The organism is Streptomyces sp. NPDC048277 (genome assembly GCF_040652235.1).
In the GTDB taxonomy this organism is placed as follows: Bacteria; Actinomycetota; Actinomycetes; order Streptomycetales; family Streptomycetaceae; genus Streptomyces.
Genome location: NZ_JBEZLQ010000021.1, coordinates 63169 through 78156, shown reverse-complemented (window position 1 = coordinate 78156; position 14988 = coordinate 63169). Strand labels below are relative to the sequence as shown.

Annotated in this window: 17 protein-coding genes and 1 pseudogene; 9 read left to right on the top strand and 9 right to left on the bottom strand. The window is 72.5% G+C overall.

All coding sequences use genetic code 11. The annotated features are described in order from the left end of the window. Together AB0D85_RS36310 and AB0D85_RS36305 are read right to left on the bottom strand one after the other, a co-directional pair. Nucleotides 1–657, bottom strand: a pseudogene (locus AB0D85_RS36310) (transposase); the annotation flags it as partial. A gap of 89 nt (nucleotides 658–746) precedes the next feature. After that, nucleotides 747–2078: an aminotransferase class I/II-fold pyridoxal phosphate-dependent enzyme gene (locus AB0D85_RS36305; RefSeq protein ID WP_362329797.1), complete on the bottom strand. Its 1332-nt coding sequence runs from the start codon at nucleotides 2076–2078 to the stop codon at nucleotides 747–749. 35 nt (nucleotides 2079–2113) lie between these two features. Here AB0D85_RS36305 and AB0D85_RS36300 point away from each other — a divergent pair, with 35 nt between their 5' ends. Further along, complete coding sequence (locus AB0D85_RS36300) at nucleotides 2114–2806, top strand: pyridoxamine 5'-phosphate oxidase family protein (protein WP_362329794.1); 693 nt, start codon at nucleotides 2114–2116, stop codon at nucleotides 2804–2806. Nucleotides 2807–2858: 52 nt separating this feature from the next. On the opposite strand, the gene AB0D85_RS36295 is transcribed toward AB0D85_RS36300, so the two are convergent. Further along, nucleotides 2859–3833 (bottom strand): EamA family transporter, encoded by a 975-nt coding sequence (locus AB0D85_RS36295; protein ID WP_362329791.1) that lies wholly within the window; start codon nucleotides 3831–3833, stop codon nucleotides 2859–2861. A 46-nt stretch (nucleotides 3834–3879) separates the two neighbouring features. After that, entirely contained in the window at nucleotides 3880–4455 is a 576-nt protein-coding gene (locus AB0D85_RS36290) for a Clp protease N-terminal domain-containing protein (RefSeq protein ID WP_362329788.1), read from the bottom strand. Nucleotides 4456–4654: 199 nt separating this feature from the next. Between AB0D85_RS36290 and AB0D85_RS36285 the strand changes: the two genes are divergently transcribed. Together AB0D85_RS36285 and AB0D85_RS36280 are read left to right on the top strand one after the other, a co-directional pair. Continuing rightward, nucleotides 4655–4849, top strand: coding sequence for a hypothetical protein (locus tag AB0D85_RS36285; RefSeq protein WP_362329785.1), 195 nt, complete (start codon nucleotides 4655–4657; stop codon nucleotides 4847–4849). Nucleotides 4850–4963: 114 nt separating this feature from the next. Beyond that, complete coding sequence (locus tag AB0D85_RS36280) at nucleotides 4964–5392, top strand: SRPBCC family protein (protein WP_362329782.1); 429 nt, start codon at nucleotides 4964–4966, stop codon at nucleotides 5390–5392. A 105-nt stretch (nucleotides 5393–5497) separates the two neighbouring features. Here the strand turns inward: AB0D85_RS36280 and AB0D85_RS36275 are convergent, their stop codons facing one another. Next, nucleotides 5498–6115 carry a PadR family transcriptional regulator gene (locus tag AB0D85_RS36275; protein WP_362329779.1) on the bottom strand — a complete coding sequence of 206 codons (618 nt, stop codon included), beginning with the start codon at nucleotides 6113–6115 and terminating at the stop codon, nucleotides 5498–5500. A 181-nt stretch (nucleotides 6116–6296) separates the two neighbouring features. Here AB0D85_RS36275 and AB0D85_RS36270 point away from each other — a divergent pair, with 181 nt between their 5' ends. The 3 genes from AB0D85_RS36270 to AB0D85_RS36260 are packed head-to-tail and all read left to right on the top strand — an operon-like array spanning nucleotide 6297 to nucleotide 8196. Next, on the top strand, nucleotides 6297–6665 hold the full coding sequence (locus AB0D85_RS36270; protein ID WP_362329776.1) for an OB-fold domain-containing protein: 369 nt from the start codon (nucleotides 6297–6299) through the stop codon (nucleotides 6663–6665). Then, nucleotides 6662–7816: a thiolase family protein gene (locus AB0D85_RS36265; RefSeq protein ID WP_362329772.1), complete on the top strand. Its 1155-nt coding sequence runs from the start codon at nucleotides 6662–6664 to the stop codon at nucleotides 7814–7816. The genes AB0D85_RS36270 and AB0D85_RS36265 overlap by 4 nt, the downstream gene beginning before the upstream one ends. Further along, nucleotides 7813–8196 carry a hypothetical protein gene (locus AB0D85_RS36260; RefSeq protein ID WP_362329769.1) on the top strand — a complete coding sequence of 128 codons (384 nt, stop codon included), beginning with the start codon at nucleotides 7813–7815 and terminating at the stop codon, nucleotides 8194–8196. The genes AB0D85_RS36265 and AB0D85_RS36260 overlap by 4 nt, the downstream gene beginning before the upstream one ends. Before the next feature lie 19 nt (nucleotides 8197–8215). Here the strand turns inward: AB0D85_RS36260 and AB0D85_RS36255 are convergent, their stop codons facing one another. The 3 genes from AB0D85_RS36255 to AB0D85_RS36245 form a co-directional block, all read right to left on the bottom strand. Then, the gene (locus tag AB0D85_RS36255; RefSeq protein ID WP_362329766.1) at nucleotides 8216–8827 is read right to left on the bottom strand and encodes a TetR/AcrR family transcriptional regulator; all 612 of its coding nucleotides are present in this window, start codon (nucleotides 8825–8827) and stop codon (nucleotides 8216–8218) included. A 166-nt stretch (nucleotides 8828–8993) separates the two neighbouring features. Further along, nucleotides 8994–9803, bottom strand: coding sequence for a crotonase/enoyl-CoA hydratase family protein (locus tag AB0D85_RS36250; RefSeq protein WP_362329763.1), 810 nt, complete (start codon nucleotides 9801–9803; stop codon nucleotides 8994–8996). Nucleotides 9804–9823: 20 nt separating this feature from the next. Next, nucleotides 9824–10612, bottom strand: a complete 789-nt coding sequence (locus tag AB0D85_RS36245; RefSeq protein WP_362329760.1) for an SDR family NAD(P)-dependent oxidoreductase — start codon at nucleotides 10610–10612, stop codon at nucleotides 9824–9826. Between the two features lie 133 nt (nucleotides 10613–10745). On the opposite strand from AB0D85_RS36245, the gene AB0D85_RS36240 reads away from it, so the two are divergent. From AB0D85_RS36240 to AB0D85_RS36230, 3 genes are read left to right on the top strand one after another with little or no spacing between them, the layout of a single operon-like run. Beyond that, nucleotides 10746–11894: an acyl-CoA dehydrogenase gene (locus tag AB0D85_RS36240; RefSeq protein ID WP_362329757.1), complete on the top strand. Its 1149-nt coding sequence runs from the start codon at nucleotides 10746–10748 to the stop codon at nucleotides 11892–11894. Between the two features lie 29 nt (nucleotides 11895–11923). After that, nucleotides 11924–14071, top strand: coding sequence for an acetate--CoA ligase family protein (locus AB0D85_RS36235; RefSeq protein WP_362329754.1), 2148 nt, complete (start codon nucleotides 11924–11926; stop codon nucleotides 14069–14071). 20 nt (nucleotides 14072–14091) lie between these two features. Next, the gene (locus AB0D85_RS36230; protein WP_362329751.1) at nucleotides 14092–14325 is read left to right on the top strand and encodes a hypothetical protein; all 234 of its coding nucleotides are present in this window, start codon (nucleotides 14092–14094) and stop codon (nucleotides 14323–14325) included. A 25-nt stretch (nucleotides 14326–14350) separates the two neighbouring features. Here AB0D85_RS36230 and AB0D85_RS36225 read toward each other — a convergent pair whose 3' ends face one another. Continuing rightward, a complete protein-coding gene (locus tag AB0D85_RS36225; protein ID WP_362329747.1) occupies nucleotides 14351–14968 on the bottom strand; it encodes a TetR-like C-terminal domain-containing protein in 618 nt (205 codons plus the stop codon). Nucleotides 14969–14988: the final 20 nt, after the last annotated feature.

Sequence of the window (14988 nt, the reverse complement as noted above, 5' to 3'; positions counted from 1 at the left end):
GTACTGCCAGGTGCCGTGTCCGCGTTTGAGGGCCATCACGAACGGCAAGCGGGCGTTGGACAGTTCAACGCGGAAGGTGTTGTGGTCGCCATAGGCGCAGTCGGCGACGACCGCCCGGAACACCACGCCGGCAGTCTTCGCCGCGCGGGCCAGGCCGGCCCCGATCTGCAGCTTGGTGCGGAAAGCCGGGTCATTCTTCCCACCTGGGAAGTGGTGGGCGGGCGTGTAGGGCACCGTATGCAGCGGGTAGTAGAGGCGTTCGTCGGCCCAGCACATGGTCACCGTGACCACGCCCCGGCCGATTTTCCCGACCGAACCGGGATACCGCTTGCCCACGTGCGCGGTCGCGCTGCCGTAGTTGCGATCACCGGAATCGTCGATGGCCAGCACCCCTCCTTCATGCGGCACAGTGGCCGGGTCGGCCAGCAACAACGCAAGGCGGCGGGCCTTGACCTGCTCACCGTCCCAGGTCGACTCGGACAGGAAGAACTGCAGGCGCTGTACCGCCGCATGCTGGGCACCCTCCACGGGCTCGGTGCCGGCCAGGTACTCCCGAAACCCCCGCCGCTGGGCCAACGTCTGGAAGAGATCCTCGAAGCCGGCTGCATCCGCTTCCAGCGGACCCGGTGCGGGAGGACACGGCAGCCGCTTCGTCATTTCTGGCTCCCCAGACCGTGGTTGACGCCTTCACCTCACGGCCTGCTCCCGCACGAACCCGCCGTCAACAACGATTGTGGGCAATACACCTAGGCCTGGATCCGGCCCCGGGCCGGCCCGATCGCCGTCGCCACCGCTTCCGCCAGCCGGTCCGTCTCCTCGGCGGTCAGGGTCGCGATCGTGACGCGGACACCGGGCGGCGAGCCCAGCCGGAACCGGGCCCCCGGGGCGACCGCCCAGCCCCCGTGCAGGAGACGGGCCACCGCGCCCGTCTCGTCGGGGACCGGCACCCACACGTTCATCCCGCTGACGCCGTGCGCCACCACGCCGCGCTCGGCCAGCTCCCGGATCAGGGCGTCCCGGCGGGCCCGGTACGACGCCGCCACCTCGCGAGGGTCCACCGCGCCGTCGCTCCACAGCCGCACCACCGCCCGCTGGACGAGCCGGCTCACCCAGCCCGGGCCCAGCCGCTGCCGCCCGCGCACCCGGTCGAGGGTGACCGCGTCCCCGGTGAGCACCGCGAGCCGCAGATCCGGCCCCCACGCCTTGGCGACGGAGCGCACGAGGGCCCAGTGCCGGGTCACCCCCGCCAGCGCGTGCAGCGGCACCTCGACGATGTCGTGGCCGTGGTCGTCCTCGACCAGCAGCACGTCCGGGTGATCCCGCAGCACCGCCCGGAGTTCCCGCGCCCGGGGAGCCGTCACGGCCGCGCCCGTCGGGTTCTGCGCCCGGTCCGTGACGATCAGCGCCCGAGCGCCCGAGCCCAGCGCGCGCCGCACGTCGTCGGGGCACGGTCCTTCGTCGTCGACACCGACGGGGACCGCGCGCAGCCCCAGCGCGGGGACCAGATCCAGCAGGCTGCCCCAGCCGGGATCCTCCACGGCGACCGCGTCGCCGGGCTTGAGATGCGCCATGAGGACCCGCTCCACGGCGTCGAGCGAGCCGGAGGCGACGGCGACGGGACCGTCCGGCACTCCGTCGGCGTCCATCGCGGCGCGGGCGAGGCGCGCCAGCTCCGGCTCGACGGGATCGTCCCCGTACAGCACGGGTTCGCGGTCGGTCTGCGCGGCGGCCGCGGCGAACGCCTCCGCCAGGGGCGGGAGCAGCGCGGTGTCGGGGTTGCCGTCGGACAGGTCGCGTACCCCGTCCGGCACGACCACCCGGACCTGGTCGCGCCCGGTCGTCGCCGGCTTGGGGCGGATCCGGCTGCCCCGCCGACCGGCGGTCTCGATGACCCCGCGCTCCCGCAGGGTGCGGTACGCGGCCGCGACCGTATTGGGATTCACCCCGAGGCGGGTCGCCAACTCCCGCATGGGTGGCAGCAGTTGCCCCGCCTCCAGCTCCCCGGAACCCACCGCGCGCTCGACGCTGGCGGCAATCTCCGCTGCGCCACGGCCTTCGATCGCGTATTCTCCTAGCACAAAGCAGATTATGCACTAGTGCAATGGAGATCGCAATGGAGACGGCGACACAGGGGACCGTGCCGACACAGCCCACCGCCTACCCCAGGACCGACCGCACCGTTCCCACGCGCTCCGCCGAGCGGGCGTCGTACGACAGGGACCTGGTGCACTCGATCCTCGACGAGGCCTACGTCTGCCACCTCGGCTTCGTGCGCGACGGCTCACCCGTGGTGCTGCCGACGCTGTTCGGCCGGGTCGGCGAGGTGCTGTACCTGCACGGCTCGACGGGCTCGCGTCCCCTGCGGATGAGCGGGCAGACCGACCCCGGGCTCCCGGTGTGCGTGACGGTCACCCATGTCGACGGCCTCGTGCTGGCCCGCTCCGCCTTCCACCACTCGATCAACTACCGCTCGGTCGTGGTGCACGGCGTCGCCCACCAGGTCACCGACCCCGAGGAGAAGCGCCTCGCCCTGGACGCCCTGGTCGACCACGTGATCCCGGGCCGCTCCGCGGACTCCCGACCGGCCGACAAGAAGGAACTGGCCGCGACCGCGGTGATCCGCCTCGACCTGACCGAGGTCTCCGCCAAGACCCGCACGGGCGACGCGAACGACGACCCGGAGGACCTGGACCTCCCCTACTGGGCGGGCGTGGTCCCGCTGCGCAAGGGGTACGACACTCCGATCGCGAACGGAGACCTGGCGACGGACGTTGCGGTGCCGTCGTACCTGAAGAGCGCCCCGTAAGGGGCGCGGGGAACTGCGCGACCAGCCACAACGCACCGGCGGCCGACAACGCTCAGACAGCCGGCTCCCGCACAACACCCTCACCACGCGCCAAGGGCTCCACCGAGCCCTTGGCAGGTGCGGAAGACTGCGCAATGAACGCCCCGACCAGCACAATCACCCCACCCACCACCTGCGGCGCCGCCAGATGCTCCCCGAGCAGCACCCAGGCCAGCACACTCGCCACCACCGCCTCCAGGCACGCCACAACCCCCGCCACCTGCGGAGACAGCCGCCGAACCGACACCACACCCGTGACGTACGCGACGACCGTAGCGACCAGCACGATCCACACCAGCAACACAGCCGCCGGCACCGTTGCCCCGTTCATCCGCGCGGAGCCCCCCAGCACCGACCAGTCCATCTCCCACGGCCGCGCCACCACCGTCAGCAGCCCGGCCCCCACCAGCAACCCGTAGGCGATGACCCCGAGCGGATCCGCCCCGTCGCCCCCGCCGTGGTCGGACAGGACGAAGTACCCCACCTGGCAGCACGCCGCCCCCAGCGCCAGCACCAGCCCCAGCGCGTCGAAGCTCAGCCCCGACCACACCTCCACGACGCACGCGAGACCGCCGGCCGCGAGAACGACACCGAGCGCGGCCGCTCGGGTGACCGGCCGCCGCTGCACGAAGCGGACCCAGCCGAGCACCAGCGCGGGGGCGAGGTACTCCACGAGCAGCGCCACGCCCACCGGTATGCGGGAGATCGCGGCGAAGTAGCAGGCCTGGACGCCGGCGACGGCGAGCAGACCGAACCCGGCGAGCAGCGCGGGCCGGCGGCGCGGCAGATCGCGGTGGCGGACGGCGAGCGGAAGCATCACCAGCGCGGCACCCGCCACCCGCAGCCACACCACGTGCAGCGGCGCGAGCCCGGCCTCGATCAGGGGCTTGGCCGCGACGCCGGACCCGCCGAAGGCGAGCGCCGATCCGATGGCGAGGGAGAGCCCGAGGCCCTTTCCATGGCTGCTGTCAGTGGTACGCACCGGCACATGATGACAGGGGACGACATGAGCGTCACCACCCATGACACCTGTCTCAACGGCTGGACGTGCGGCGCTCCGCCCCGGGGTCCCGCACCGCGCCGTCCCCGTCGATCCGCACGGCCAGGTCACGGGCGGCCACACCGGCCCGCTCCAGCACCTCGACGGCCCTGGACTCCGGGTCGACGACCAGGCCCGCGAGCAGGTCGATGCCCGCTGCGTGGTCCGCGCCGCGACGCCGGGCCCGGCTGCGGGCGTACTCCAGGGCGGCCGCGGCGACCGGCGACCGGGCGCCGTCGCCCTTCCCCCCGGCCTCCGGGACGACCGGCAGCGCGCCGGAGTCCTCGACCCCGCTCTGCCAGCGCAGCCCGTAGCCGATGCTGCGCTGCACGAGGTAGCCGAGCAGCCGGGCGAGTTGCGGGGCGTCTCCGATGGCGGCGCGGACCTCGGGGTCGTACTCGATCAGGGAGTGCAGCAGATGGGCGGTGTCGACCTGGCGGTCCCCGTCCCGCACGGCCCTGCGGCGGGCACCGGCGACCACCGCTGCCAGCTCGGCACCGAGCCCGGCATCGTCGTCCGCGTGGATACTGCCCTGGTCCTGGACGGGCTGGCGGGGAATACGGGGTTGCACATCCCCTACCCCATCAATCTCAAGGGCTCGAGTCATCGCCAAGGGGAAGCATTTCCGCGTCCCACGCAGAGTGGACACCCTCGGACGGAATCTCCTCCTTACGGATGAGATCAGGCCGATTCCCCCACAGGGGCGCGCGCCGCCTTGCTGTGCGCCCCGCGCGCAACCGTCGCGCACCGGTCGCACGTCTCCCACCGACATGGAGAGCTGGTGCGGATGCTGGCTGGTCGCCCTGCCTGCCGTCGACGGCAGGCAGTACGTGTACCGGGTGTACGCCCCGCGGGACGCGCTGCTCGCCGACCTGTTCTGGGACGCCTGGCACTGCCACGACGAGAGCGCGTTCCCGCGCGCGTGGGACCTGTTCGACGCGGCGGAGATACGGCGGCTGGACTGAGGGCAGGCCTCGGCCCGGGATCCGCACATTTCCTGACGGTTCATCAGTATTGAATGTTCGAGGCCCTGCGGCTACGTTCCGCGACACCGTAGCGTGATACGAAGGGGTGGTCGCATGGCCGAAGTCAGCGCGGAGGCACGCATCCAGGCACCGGCCGAGAAGGTGTGGGCACAGCTCACGGACTGGTCGGCGTACGGGGAGTGGAACGCCACCCACACCAATTTCCCCAAGGGCGGCCCCGAGACCCTCGCGGTGGGCGGGACCTTCCAGGAGAACATGAAGCTGATGGGCTTCCCGGCGGAGGTCGAGTGGACCATCGAGGAGCTGGAGCCGGCGCGAGTGCTGGCGATCCGCGGCAAGGGCCCGATGGCGGTGACCGTCGCGACGCGTTACACGCTGACCCCGGACGGGGACGCGACCGGGGTGCGGATCGACGGGGAGTTCACGGGCGCGGCCGTGTCGCTGATGGCGGGCAAGCTCAAGGACTCGGCGTCGGCGGCCCTCAACGAGTCGCTGCGCAAGCTGGGCGGACTGGTGGCCTGAGCGACCGGACCCGGCCCCGCGGACACGGCAGGGCGCCCCGCGGATCACTCCACGGGGCGCCCTGTTCCGCGTACGGACGGGGATCGATCTCCGTCCGTACGGCGGTCAGTCCTCGTCGGCGAGGATGAGGTACAGCTTCTTGCGGGTCTCGTTGATGACGGCCAGCGCCTTCTCGCGCTGTTCCTTGCTGCCGGTCTTCCAGACCTGCCCGAAGGCCTCCATCAGACCGAACCCGGCCTGCCGGATCTCGCTCAGCGCCTCGAAGTCGACCCCACGGGAAGCCTCTTCCCAAGGGGCGTCGGGGCCCTCGTCGGCGGCGGTACGGCCGCTGCCGGTGAGGGAGAACAGCTTCTTGCCGCCCTCGCTCTCACTGGTGATCAGGCCCTCGTCCTCCAGCAGCTGCAGGGTGGGGTAGACCGAGCCGGGGCTGGGCTTCCACGCACCGCCGCTGCGCTCGGCGATCTCCTGGATCATCTCGTAACCGTGCATCGGGCGGTCCTTCAGCAGGGCCAGGATCGAGGCCCGTACATCACCGCGCCGCGCCCTTCCCCTCGGGCCGCCGCGCCCTCGCGGCCCCCAGTGCCCCGGCCCGAAACCGGGCCCACCGGGGCCGCCGGGACCGAAGGGCCCGAACGCCGCACGGCGACCCTCACGTCCACCGAAGCCGCCCTGCGGGCGGGAACGGTCCTGTCCATGTCCACGCTCGAATCCGTGGGAACGCATCTCCATCACTCCATTCCATCGTTGATCTGTCGCGTATCGTTCGCGATGCCTCAACGATATATCGGAAGAGTTCGGATGGCAACCCCCTGCCGGATCGAGCGATCCGCGAGAAACTTACTTGCTATACGTCCAGCAAGTTGTTTACGGTGGTCGCCTCACACCCCGCCGAAGGGAACTTCTCATGGACGACTCCGGGCCCGAGCCGGCCCTTCCGCTGCGTGCCCTGCGCTGCCGTCGCTGCGGCCGGGCAGCAGTGCCCGTGCAGGATTTCGGCTGTGAGAGCTGCGGCGCGCACGACCTCGATCTGGAGGAGGTCGAGCTCAGCGGACGCGGTGTCGTCCTCGCGCTGACGACCGTCCACCGCCACCCCGCCCCCGCCGTCGAGCCGCCCTTCACCCTCGGCAGCGTGCGGCTCGACGAGGGACCCGTGGTCCGTGCCCTGCTGCACGGCCCCGAACTGCGCGCGGGGGCACCGGTCGTCGTGGACCTGGCGGCCGACGGCCGGCCCGCCTTCGCGGTCCGGCATGCCGAGAAGGAGACCGACGCATGAACGCCCGCCGGCTGAGCGAGCGGCGCCCGGTGTACGTCATCGGCGTCGGACTGCACCGCTACCAGCGCGAGAGCGAGACCAGCTTCGTACGCCTCGGACTGACCGCGGTACGCGCCGCGCTCGCGGACGCAGGCGTCCAGTGGTCCGAGGTCGAGGCCGCCTACACCGGCACCACCCGGCTCGGCATGGCCGTCTCCCGCCCGCTGCTGCGCCATCTCGGCGTCACCGGCATCCCCATGACCCAGGTGGAGAACGCCTCGGCCTCCAGCTCCAGCGCGTTCCGGCTCGCCGTGCGCGATGTCGCCGCCGGATACGCGGACGTGGCGCTGGCCTGCGGTGTCGACAAGCCCCGTAACGTCCCGCGCGCCGAGGACCTCACCGGAGTGCGGCGGCCGGAGGACGGCCTGCTCTTCCCCGCCGCGCACTACGCGCTGCTCGCCGAGGAGTACCTGCGCGAACGCGGCGCCGGACCGGAGGACCTGGCCCGGGTCGCGGTCAAGAACCACGCCAACGGCGCCCGCAATCCGTACGCCCAGCGGCAGCGCGAGCGGACGCTGGAGGAGGTGCTGGCGGACCGTCCGATCGCCGGGGCGATCACCCGGCTGGGGTGCTGCCCGGTCGGAGAGGGCGCCTCGGCGGTGCTGGTCGCCTCCGCCGCGGCGGTCGAACGGCTGGGCGTGGACGCCGGGCGCGCGGTGCGCGTGCTGGCCTCGGCGCAGCGCAGCGAGGAGCTGTACGGCAGCAAGAGCTTCGACGCCGAGCTCACCCGTGCCACCACCGCCCAGGCGCTGGCCGAGGCCGGGATCGGCGCCGGGCAGGTGGACGTGGTGGAACTGCACGACGCCTTCGCCATCGAGGAGTTGCAGTACGTGGAGGCCATGGGCCTGTGCCCGGAGGGCGAGGCACCGGGCCGGCTCAAGGACGGCGAGTTCGCGATCGGCGGGCGGGTGGCGGTCAGTCCGTCCGGCGGGCTGCTGGCGATGGGCCATCCGATCGGGCCGACCGGCGCCGGTCAGATCGCGGAAGTGGTGCGCCAGCTGCGCGGGGAAGCCGGAGACCGGCAACAGCCGGGCGCACGGTTCGGACTCGCGCACCTGGTCGGCATCGGCGCCGTGTGCCTGGTCCACGTACTCGCGGCACCGGGCGCGTGAGCAGCACCGGGCGCGTGAAGTCCGCGCCGTCGCTGGAGGCCGCCCGGCTGGACGTGGCCGCCGATGCCTCCTCCGGCGGCCTGGCCGTCCGGCCGCACGCGCTGTCGCGGACTTCCTCGCCGGGTCGCTGGGCGGAGTTGACGCGCCTGGTGCCGGACGAGGTGGTGCACACGGCCGGTGTCGTCGCGCGGGGAGACGAGTTGCACCGCGCGCTCGACCGGCGCGGTACGGCGGGGCGCCGGACCGGCGATACGGCGAGGTGCCGGACGGTTGTGTCCGCGGTTCCACGGGCCGTGCGGTGCGGACGCGGGGTCCCCGACCGCCTCTCGGCGGCGGTCCCGGGGCTGCCGGTGCGGCTGTCCGCACGCCGCCGCGGGTGACGGCCGGCGCCGCGCGGCCTCACCGTACGGTCAGGTCGTGCTCCAGTGATGCCACCGCGGCCCGGTGCGCGGCGCCCAGGTCGAAACCGTCCGGGTCGACGAAGTGTTCCAGCACGATTCCCCGGAGCATCCCCTCCAGCACGGCGGCATGCGCGTCGGGGTCCAGGTTCGGACGGACACTCCCGTCCGCGACCCCGGCGCGGAGCCGGTCCGCGAGACCTTCGCGTACGCCCGCGTACGCCTCCCGAACGCGCGGCCTCAGCTCCGGCGCGTTCGCGACGGACTCGACGGCCAGGACGAGCATGGCCCGGGCAGGGTCCGGGTTGCGGGCGAGCCGGGTGAAGTAGGAGTCGAAGAACCCGACGATGCGCTGGGCGCCGGTGAGGGCACGCGCGTCGTCCTCGCCCTCGGTCTCCTCGACGAACACCCGGCGCATCTCGGTGACCACGGCCTCCATCAGCTTGAGCTTGGAGCCGAAGTGGTAGCCGACCAGGCCGCGGCTGAGTCCGGACGCCTCCTGGATGCGGACGATGGATGCGGCGCGGTAGCCCTCGCGTGCCAGCAGCTCGATGGTGGTCTGGACGAGGGTGCGGCGGGAGGCGTCGCTGCGCTCCGCCTGGGTCGCGGGCATGCCGGGCTCCTTGTCACAGGGGAGAGCCAGTCATGAAGTTGCTGGCCGTTCACTAAGTTTATGAGGTTCGGTGCGCACGCTCGGGGAAGTGCCCGGCGCCTCGTTCCGGCACGGAGAGCTCAGGCGGTCCGGGAGATTCCTGGACCGCCTGTCGCGTGCGCCCGCCTCAGTCGCAGGTCCAGACCGGGTCCCGCTTCTCCAGGAAGGCCGCGACGCCCTCCTTGCGGTCCGGGGAGGAGAACGCCGGCTCGGCCGCCGCGAGTTGTGCGTCGAAGGCGTCGGCCTCGCTGCCCCAGGCGTGGGCCCGGCGCACGATCTCCTTCGTGGCCCGTACGGCGGTCGGGCCGTTCCGGCCGATGAGCCGGCCGAGGTCGACGGCCGCCCCGGGCGCGGTTCCCGGGTCCACGACGCGGGAGACGACGCCCCATTCGGCCATCTTCTCGGCGCCGACCGGTTCTCCGGTGAGCGCCAGTTCCATCGCCCGGTGGTACGGGATGCGCAGCGGGAGCCGGATGAGCCCGCCGCCGACCGCGACCAGGTTGCGCCTGACCTCCGGAAGTCCGAAGGAGGCGTCCCGGTCGGCGACGATCAGGTCGCAGGACAGGGCGAGTTCGAAGCCTCCGGCCAGGCAGTGGCCCTGCACCGCGGCGATGACCGGCTTGCGGACGGAGGTGCGGTTGAAGGCCGACTGCTGCGCCGCCCGGTCGCGGTACATCGGCTCCCCCGCTGCGGCGGCCTTCAGGTCCTGCCCGGAGCAGAAGCTGCCGCCCGCGCCCATGAGCACGACGGCCCGGACCGCCGGGTCGGCGTCGAACTCCTTCAGCACCCGCTGCATCTCCTCGCGGAGCTGAAGGTCGAGCGCGTTGCGCACCCTGGGCCGGTTGAGTGTGAGGATGCCGACGCGGTCGCGGATCTCGGAGAGGACCACGGGCTCGGTGGCCGTGGCCGTAGGGGCGGTGGTGACGGTGCGGGTCATGATGCCTCCTTCCCCGGGGCTCAGAGGGAGTAGGTGTAGCCGCCGTTGACCGGGACGGTCTGGCCGGTGATCCAGGGCGCGGCGTCGGAGGCCAGGAAGAGGATCATGTTGGCGGCGTCCTCGGGCCGGCCGGGGCGGCGGACGACGTACTTCTGCATCGCCTTCTTCAGCAGCTCCGCGTTGTCCAGCCCCTGCGCGGTGCGCGGGGTGTAGGTGGCGCCCAGCGAGACGCAGTTGGCGGTAACGCCGTGGCGCCCGCCGCTCGCGGCGACGGCCCGGGTGAAGCCCGCGGCGCCGGCCTTGGCGGCGGAGTAGCACTCGCGTCCCGGCTCGCCGTGCCGGGCCGCCTCGGAGATGACGTTGACGATCCGGCCGTACTGCCGCTCGATCATGCCCGGCAGCACGCTGTGGGTCGTGTTGAGGACGCCGTAGAGGTTCGTGCCCAGGTAGCCCTGCCACTCCTGCGGGGTCTGCTCCCAGAACGGGCGGTTCATGGCCTCGGTCGGGTTCGGACCGGCGTTGCCCGCGTTGTTGACGAGGATGTCGACGCCGCCGAACGCCGCCAGCGCCCGCCGCACCCCCTCGCGCACCGACTCCAGGTCGCTGACGTCACCGGAGACGGCGAGCGCCTTGGCTCCGGCCTTCTCCACCTCCTCCGCGACGGCCTCGGCACGCTCCGGCCGGAAGTCGTTGACGACGACGGCGCCGGCTCCGTGCTCGGCGAAATGCAGGGCGACACGGCGCCCCACGCCCTGCCCCGCACCGGTGACGAAGGCGGTGCGCCCCTTGATGTCCAGAAGATCGGTCATGGAAACCTCCGTAAGATCCTTGCTGACCGTACAGCAAATATGCTGCCATGGAGAAGAACCGGAGAAGACCGCGGATGCCCGAGTCACGCGCACCCCGGTCCTCGGGACAGCTGAACAGCTCAAGGAGGAGCCGATGAACTTCGATCTGACCACCGAGCAGCAGGACCTGCGGGCCTCGATCCGCAGGTTCCTGGAACAGGAGGTCCTGCCGGTCGTCGACGAGCACGAGAAGAGCCGGACCATCCCCTACTCGCTGCTTCCGGGCCTCGCCCGGTTCGGCTACTTCGGGGGCTACCTTCCCGAGGAGGAGGGCGGCCTGGGGATCGACCGGGTGACCTGGGCGATGATGATCGAGCAGCTGGGCTGGGCCTGGACCTCGCTGCGCGTCATGGTCAACATCTCCAACGGCCCCGTCGAGCGTCTCTCCCGCTACGGCACCGAGGAACAGAAGCGGCGCTATCTCGAGCCGCTGCTGGCGGGCCGCGCGAAGGTGTTCAACGGCATCACCGAGCCCGACGTCGGCTCCGACGTCTCCTCCGTCCGCACCCGGGCCGAGCTGGACGGCGACGAATGGGTGATCACCGGCTCGAAGATGTGGATCACCGGCGGCGCGGACGGCGATTTCGGCACCGTGGTGGCCCGCACCTACAGCCCCGACTGCGACGGCGGGCTGTCCCTCTTCCTCGTCGACCGGCGCGAGACGCCGTTCGAGTCACGGAAGATCGACACGATGGTGCTGCGCTGCACCGGCACCGCGGAGCTGACCTTCGACGGGCTGCGCATCCCCAGGGAGAACCTGCTCGGCGAGCAGGGCGACGCGCTGCGGTCCACCCTCACCGGCCTCGGTGTGGCCCGCGTCAACGTCGGCATGGGCGCGGTCGGCACCGCCCAGCGCGCCTTCGACCTCACCCTCGACTACGCCAGGAAGCGCGAGCAGTTCGGCCGGCCCATCGGCTCCTTCCAGCTGATCCAGAAGCACCTGGTCGACATGAAGATGCGCATCGACGCCTCCCGCGCGCTGTGCTACCAGGCCGCCGCCGCCCTCGACGCCGGGCGTCCGGCCCGCCTGGAGGGTTCGATCGCCAAGCTCTACGCCACCGAGGCCGCCCACGAGGTCGCGAACATGGCCCTGCAGGTGCACGGCGCGATCGGCTACAGCGAGGAGTACCCCATCGAGCGGATCTTCCGCGACACCCGCGGCGGCACCATCCCCGAGGGCACCACCGAGGTCCAGACCCTCATCATCGGCCGTGAGCTCCTCGGCATCTCCGCCATCCGCTGACCGCCGCCCGCCGCGCAAGGAGCCGCACCATGCACAACCACAGCTTTCCCGATCTCGAACGGCTGGTACGCCCCCGCTCCGTCGCCCTGGTCGGTGCCTCCGCGACCCCGGGCAGCATGGGCCACCGCACCCTGGCCAACCTGCGGATCACCCGCACCCTCGACGAGGACCGCATCCACCTGGTCAACCCGAGCCGCGACACCATCGACGGACTGCCCTGCCACCCGGACCTCGCCTCGCTGCCGGAGACCCCCGACGTCGCGGTGATCGTCGTCCCGGGCCCGGCCGTGCTGCCCGCGCTGGAACAGTGCGCGGCGCGCAAGGTCCCGTTCGCCGTCATCCTCTCCTCCGGGTTCGGCGAGACGGGCGACGACGGAGCGGCCGTACAGCGCCGCATCAGCGAACTGGCCGCCGACAGCGGCACCCGGATCTACGGGCCCAACTGCCCCGGCCTGGTCAACCTCGCCGACCGCGTCGGCATGAGCTTCTCCCCCGCCTTCGCCACCGACAGGATCACCGGCCCGCTCGGTATCGCCACCCAGGGCGGCGGACTGGGCCGCAACCTGATCCAGGCCGGGGAACGCGGCGTCGGCACCGCCCTGTGGGCGTCCGTGGGAAACGCCGCCGACCTCGACGTACCGGACTTCATCCACCACATGGCCGGGGACGAGCGGATCTCGGTCGTCCTCACCGTCCTGGAGGGCATACGGGACGGCGGTCGCCTCCTGGCCGCCGCCGAAAGCGCCGCGGAGGCGGGCAAGCCCGTCGTCGCTCTCAAGGTCGGCCGCTCCGAACTCGGTGCGCGGGCCGTGCGGTCGCACACCGCGGCCCTGGCCGGTTCGGCGGCCGTCACCAGTACGGCGTTCCGGCGGGCCGGCATCGTCGAGGCCGGGGACCTCGACGAGATGATCGACGTCGCCTGGCTGCTGTCGCGGGCACCCGCCCCCGCGCACACCCCGCGCCTCGCAGTCTTCGGCGGGTCCGGCGGTGCCCTCGCCTTCGCCGCCGACCTGGCCGGCGCGGCCGGTCTGGAGCTGGCGGAGTTCACCGAGGAGACCACCGCCCGGCTGCGCGAGGTACTCCCCCACTTCGCCGCCGTCGGCAACCCCGTGGACACCACCGCCACGGTCATCACCGACCCCGACCTCACCGACCAGGCGCTGCGCGCCGTCGCCGCCGATCCCGGGGTCGACCTGGTCCTGCTGCCCATCCCGCTCGACTACGGCGAGCTGTCCACGCTGAGCTGCCACGCCATGGTCGAGGCGCAGCAGCACAGCGCGACCCCGCTGCTGCCGGTGTGGATGAGCGACCGCCGCGGCCCCGGCCACCAGGTCCTGGCCGAGGGCGGTCTGGCCCCGGTCCACAGCCTCGACAAGGCCATGCTCGCGATCACCCGCTGGGCCGGGTACGGCGCCTGGCTCGCGGCACGCATCGGCGAGCCCGCCCCGGCACCACTCGCCCTGGGCACCGCTGGTTCGGTGGTCACGTCCCCTCTCCCCGACGTCACCACCGAACCCGCGGCCAAAGCGTGGCTGGCCGCCCACGGAATCCCCGTGCCCGACGGCGTCGTCGCCCGCGACGCGGAGGACACCCGTGCCGCGGCGGCACGGCTCGGCGGTCCGCTCGTACTGAAAGGCGTCAGCACCGGCCTGCCGCACAAGACCGAAGCCGGCGCGGTCGCGGTGGGCCTCACCACCCCCGAGGAGGCGGTGGCCGCGCGCGAGCGCATCCTCCGCTCGGTCGCCGACCGCGCCCCGGACGCGGTGCTGGACGGGGTGCTCGTCGAACGGATGGCACCCGACGACGGCGTGGAGATGCTGGTCGGCGTGCATCGCGACCCGGTCTTCGGGCATCTGCTCACCGTCGGGCTCGGCGGCATCCACGTCGAGGTCCTCAAGGACGTGGAACGGGAACTGCTGCCCCTCGACGCGCCGCGCGCTCACGCGATGCTCCGGCGCCTGCGCGCGTGGCCCCTGCTGGACGGGGTACGCGGCCGCCCGCGCTGCGACGTCGACGCGCTGGTGGAACTGCTGCTGGCGGTGTCGCGGCTGGTGAGCGACCACGCGGACGGGTTGGACTCGCTGGACCTCAACCCGGTCCGGGTACGGCCGGTCGGAGCCGGGGGACCGGGCGCCCTCGTCCTGGACGCGCTCGTCGTGCCGGCCACGGCCCCCTAGGCAGAACGAGTGCCGACGGCATGAGCGATGCCGCGCACACCGCGGCCGGGACCGGCGACGGGTTCGCCCCGCTCGCCGGGATCACCGCCGTCGACTTCGGCTTCGGCGAACTGCTGCCCGGTCCGACCCTCACCCGGAACCTGGCCGAACTCGCCGCCCACGCCGCCAAGGTCGAGCGGCCGGGGCCGCGGCTGGTAGACCTTGGCATGCCGGTCCTCGCCGACCGCGCACCACCGCCTCGGCCAGGACCGTGAAACCCCGGATACGGCCCTGGTCCCGTCACCGAGCGAGTTCGGCTTCGCGGAGACCGCGGAACAACTCCGGGGTCGTCCATCCGCGCAGCATGGCGTGAATCGTGGGGCGGAACGCGGCCTCGGCCGTGGTGGCGTCGAGGGCCCCGGCCAGTTCGAGAGCCACGAGCCCATGCAGTGTTCCCCAGACCGACAGGGCGATCGAGGTCGCGTCGCCGGCGAGGACGGACGCCGTCAAGGCGCGGTCGATCGCCGCCAGGAGCGGACGGATCGGGTCACCGGCACCGACCTCCCCCGACGGGTCGAAGGACTGCACGCCACCGAACAGCACCGTGTAGAGGTGGCTGTGTCCGCGCCCCCAACGACGGTAGGCGACGGCCAGCGCGTAGAGGTCGGCGAGAGGGTCCGCGGAGGTCCGCACCGCCGCCAAGTCCTGGAACAGGCCGGCGACGGCTCTGTCGCGCACCGCACCGATCAGCCCGTCCTTACCGCCGAACAAGGAGTACACCGCCGTGGTCGACGCCTCGGCGGCGGCGGCCACGGCGCGGACCGTGACCGACTCCCGCGGACGGGTGGCGAGCATCTCGCTCGCGCACTCCACAAGCCGCTCTTTGACGGCCTCGTCGTTTGTTCTCGGCCTACCCACGGCCAGCAGCCTACCCCCTC

Coding starts and splice junctions, on each gene's coding strand:
- AB0D85_RS36235 (WP_362329754.1), top strand. CDS start 11,924: ATGCACAACCACAGCTTTCCCGATCTCGAACGGCTGGTACGCCCCCGC.
- AB0D85_RS36275 (WP_362329779.1), bottom strand. CDS start 6,115: ATGCGTTCCCACGGATTCGAGCGTGGACATGGACAGGACCGTTCCCGC.
- AB0D85_RS36245 (WP_362329760.1), bottom strand. CDS start 10,612: ATGACCGATCTTCTGGACATCAAGGGGCGCACCGCCTTCGTCACCGGT.
- AB0D85_RS36230 (WP_362329751.1), top strand. CDS start 14,092: ATGAGCGATGCCGCGCACACCGCGGCCGGGACCGGCGACGGGTTCGCC.
- AB0D85_RS36240 (WP_362329757.1), top strand. CDS start 10,746: ATGAACTTCGATCTGACCACCGAGCAGCAGGACCTGCGGGCCTCGATC.
- AB0D85_RS36270 (WP_362329776.1), top strand. CDS start 6,297: ATGGACGACTCCGGGCCCGAGCCGGCCCTTCCGCTGCGTGCCCTGCGC.
- AB0D85_RS36300 (WP_362329794.1), top strand. CDS start 2,114: ATGGAGACGGCGACACAGGGGACCGTGCCGACACAGCCCACCGCCTAC.
- AB0D85_RS36280 (WP_362329782.1), top strand. CDS start 4,964: ATGGCCGAAGTCAGCGCGGAGGCACGCATCCAGGCACCGGCCGAGAAG.
- AB0D85_RS36250 (WP_362329763.1), bottom strand. CDS start 9,803: ATGACCCGCACCGTCACCACCGCCCCTACGGCCACGGCCACCGAGCCC.
- AB0D85_RS36285 (WP_362329785.1), top strand. CDS start 4,655: ATGGAGAGCTGGTGCGGATGCTGGCTGGTCGCCCTGCCTGCCGTCGAC.
- AB0D85_RS36265 (WP_362329772.1), top strand. CDS start 6,662: ATGAACGCCCGCCGGCTGAGCGAGCGGCGCCCGGTGTACGTCATCGGC.
- AB0D85_RS36255 (WP_362329766.1), bottom strand. CDS start 8,827: ATGCCCGCGACCCAGGCGGAGCGCAGCGACGCCTCCCGCCGCACCCTC.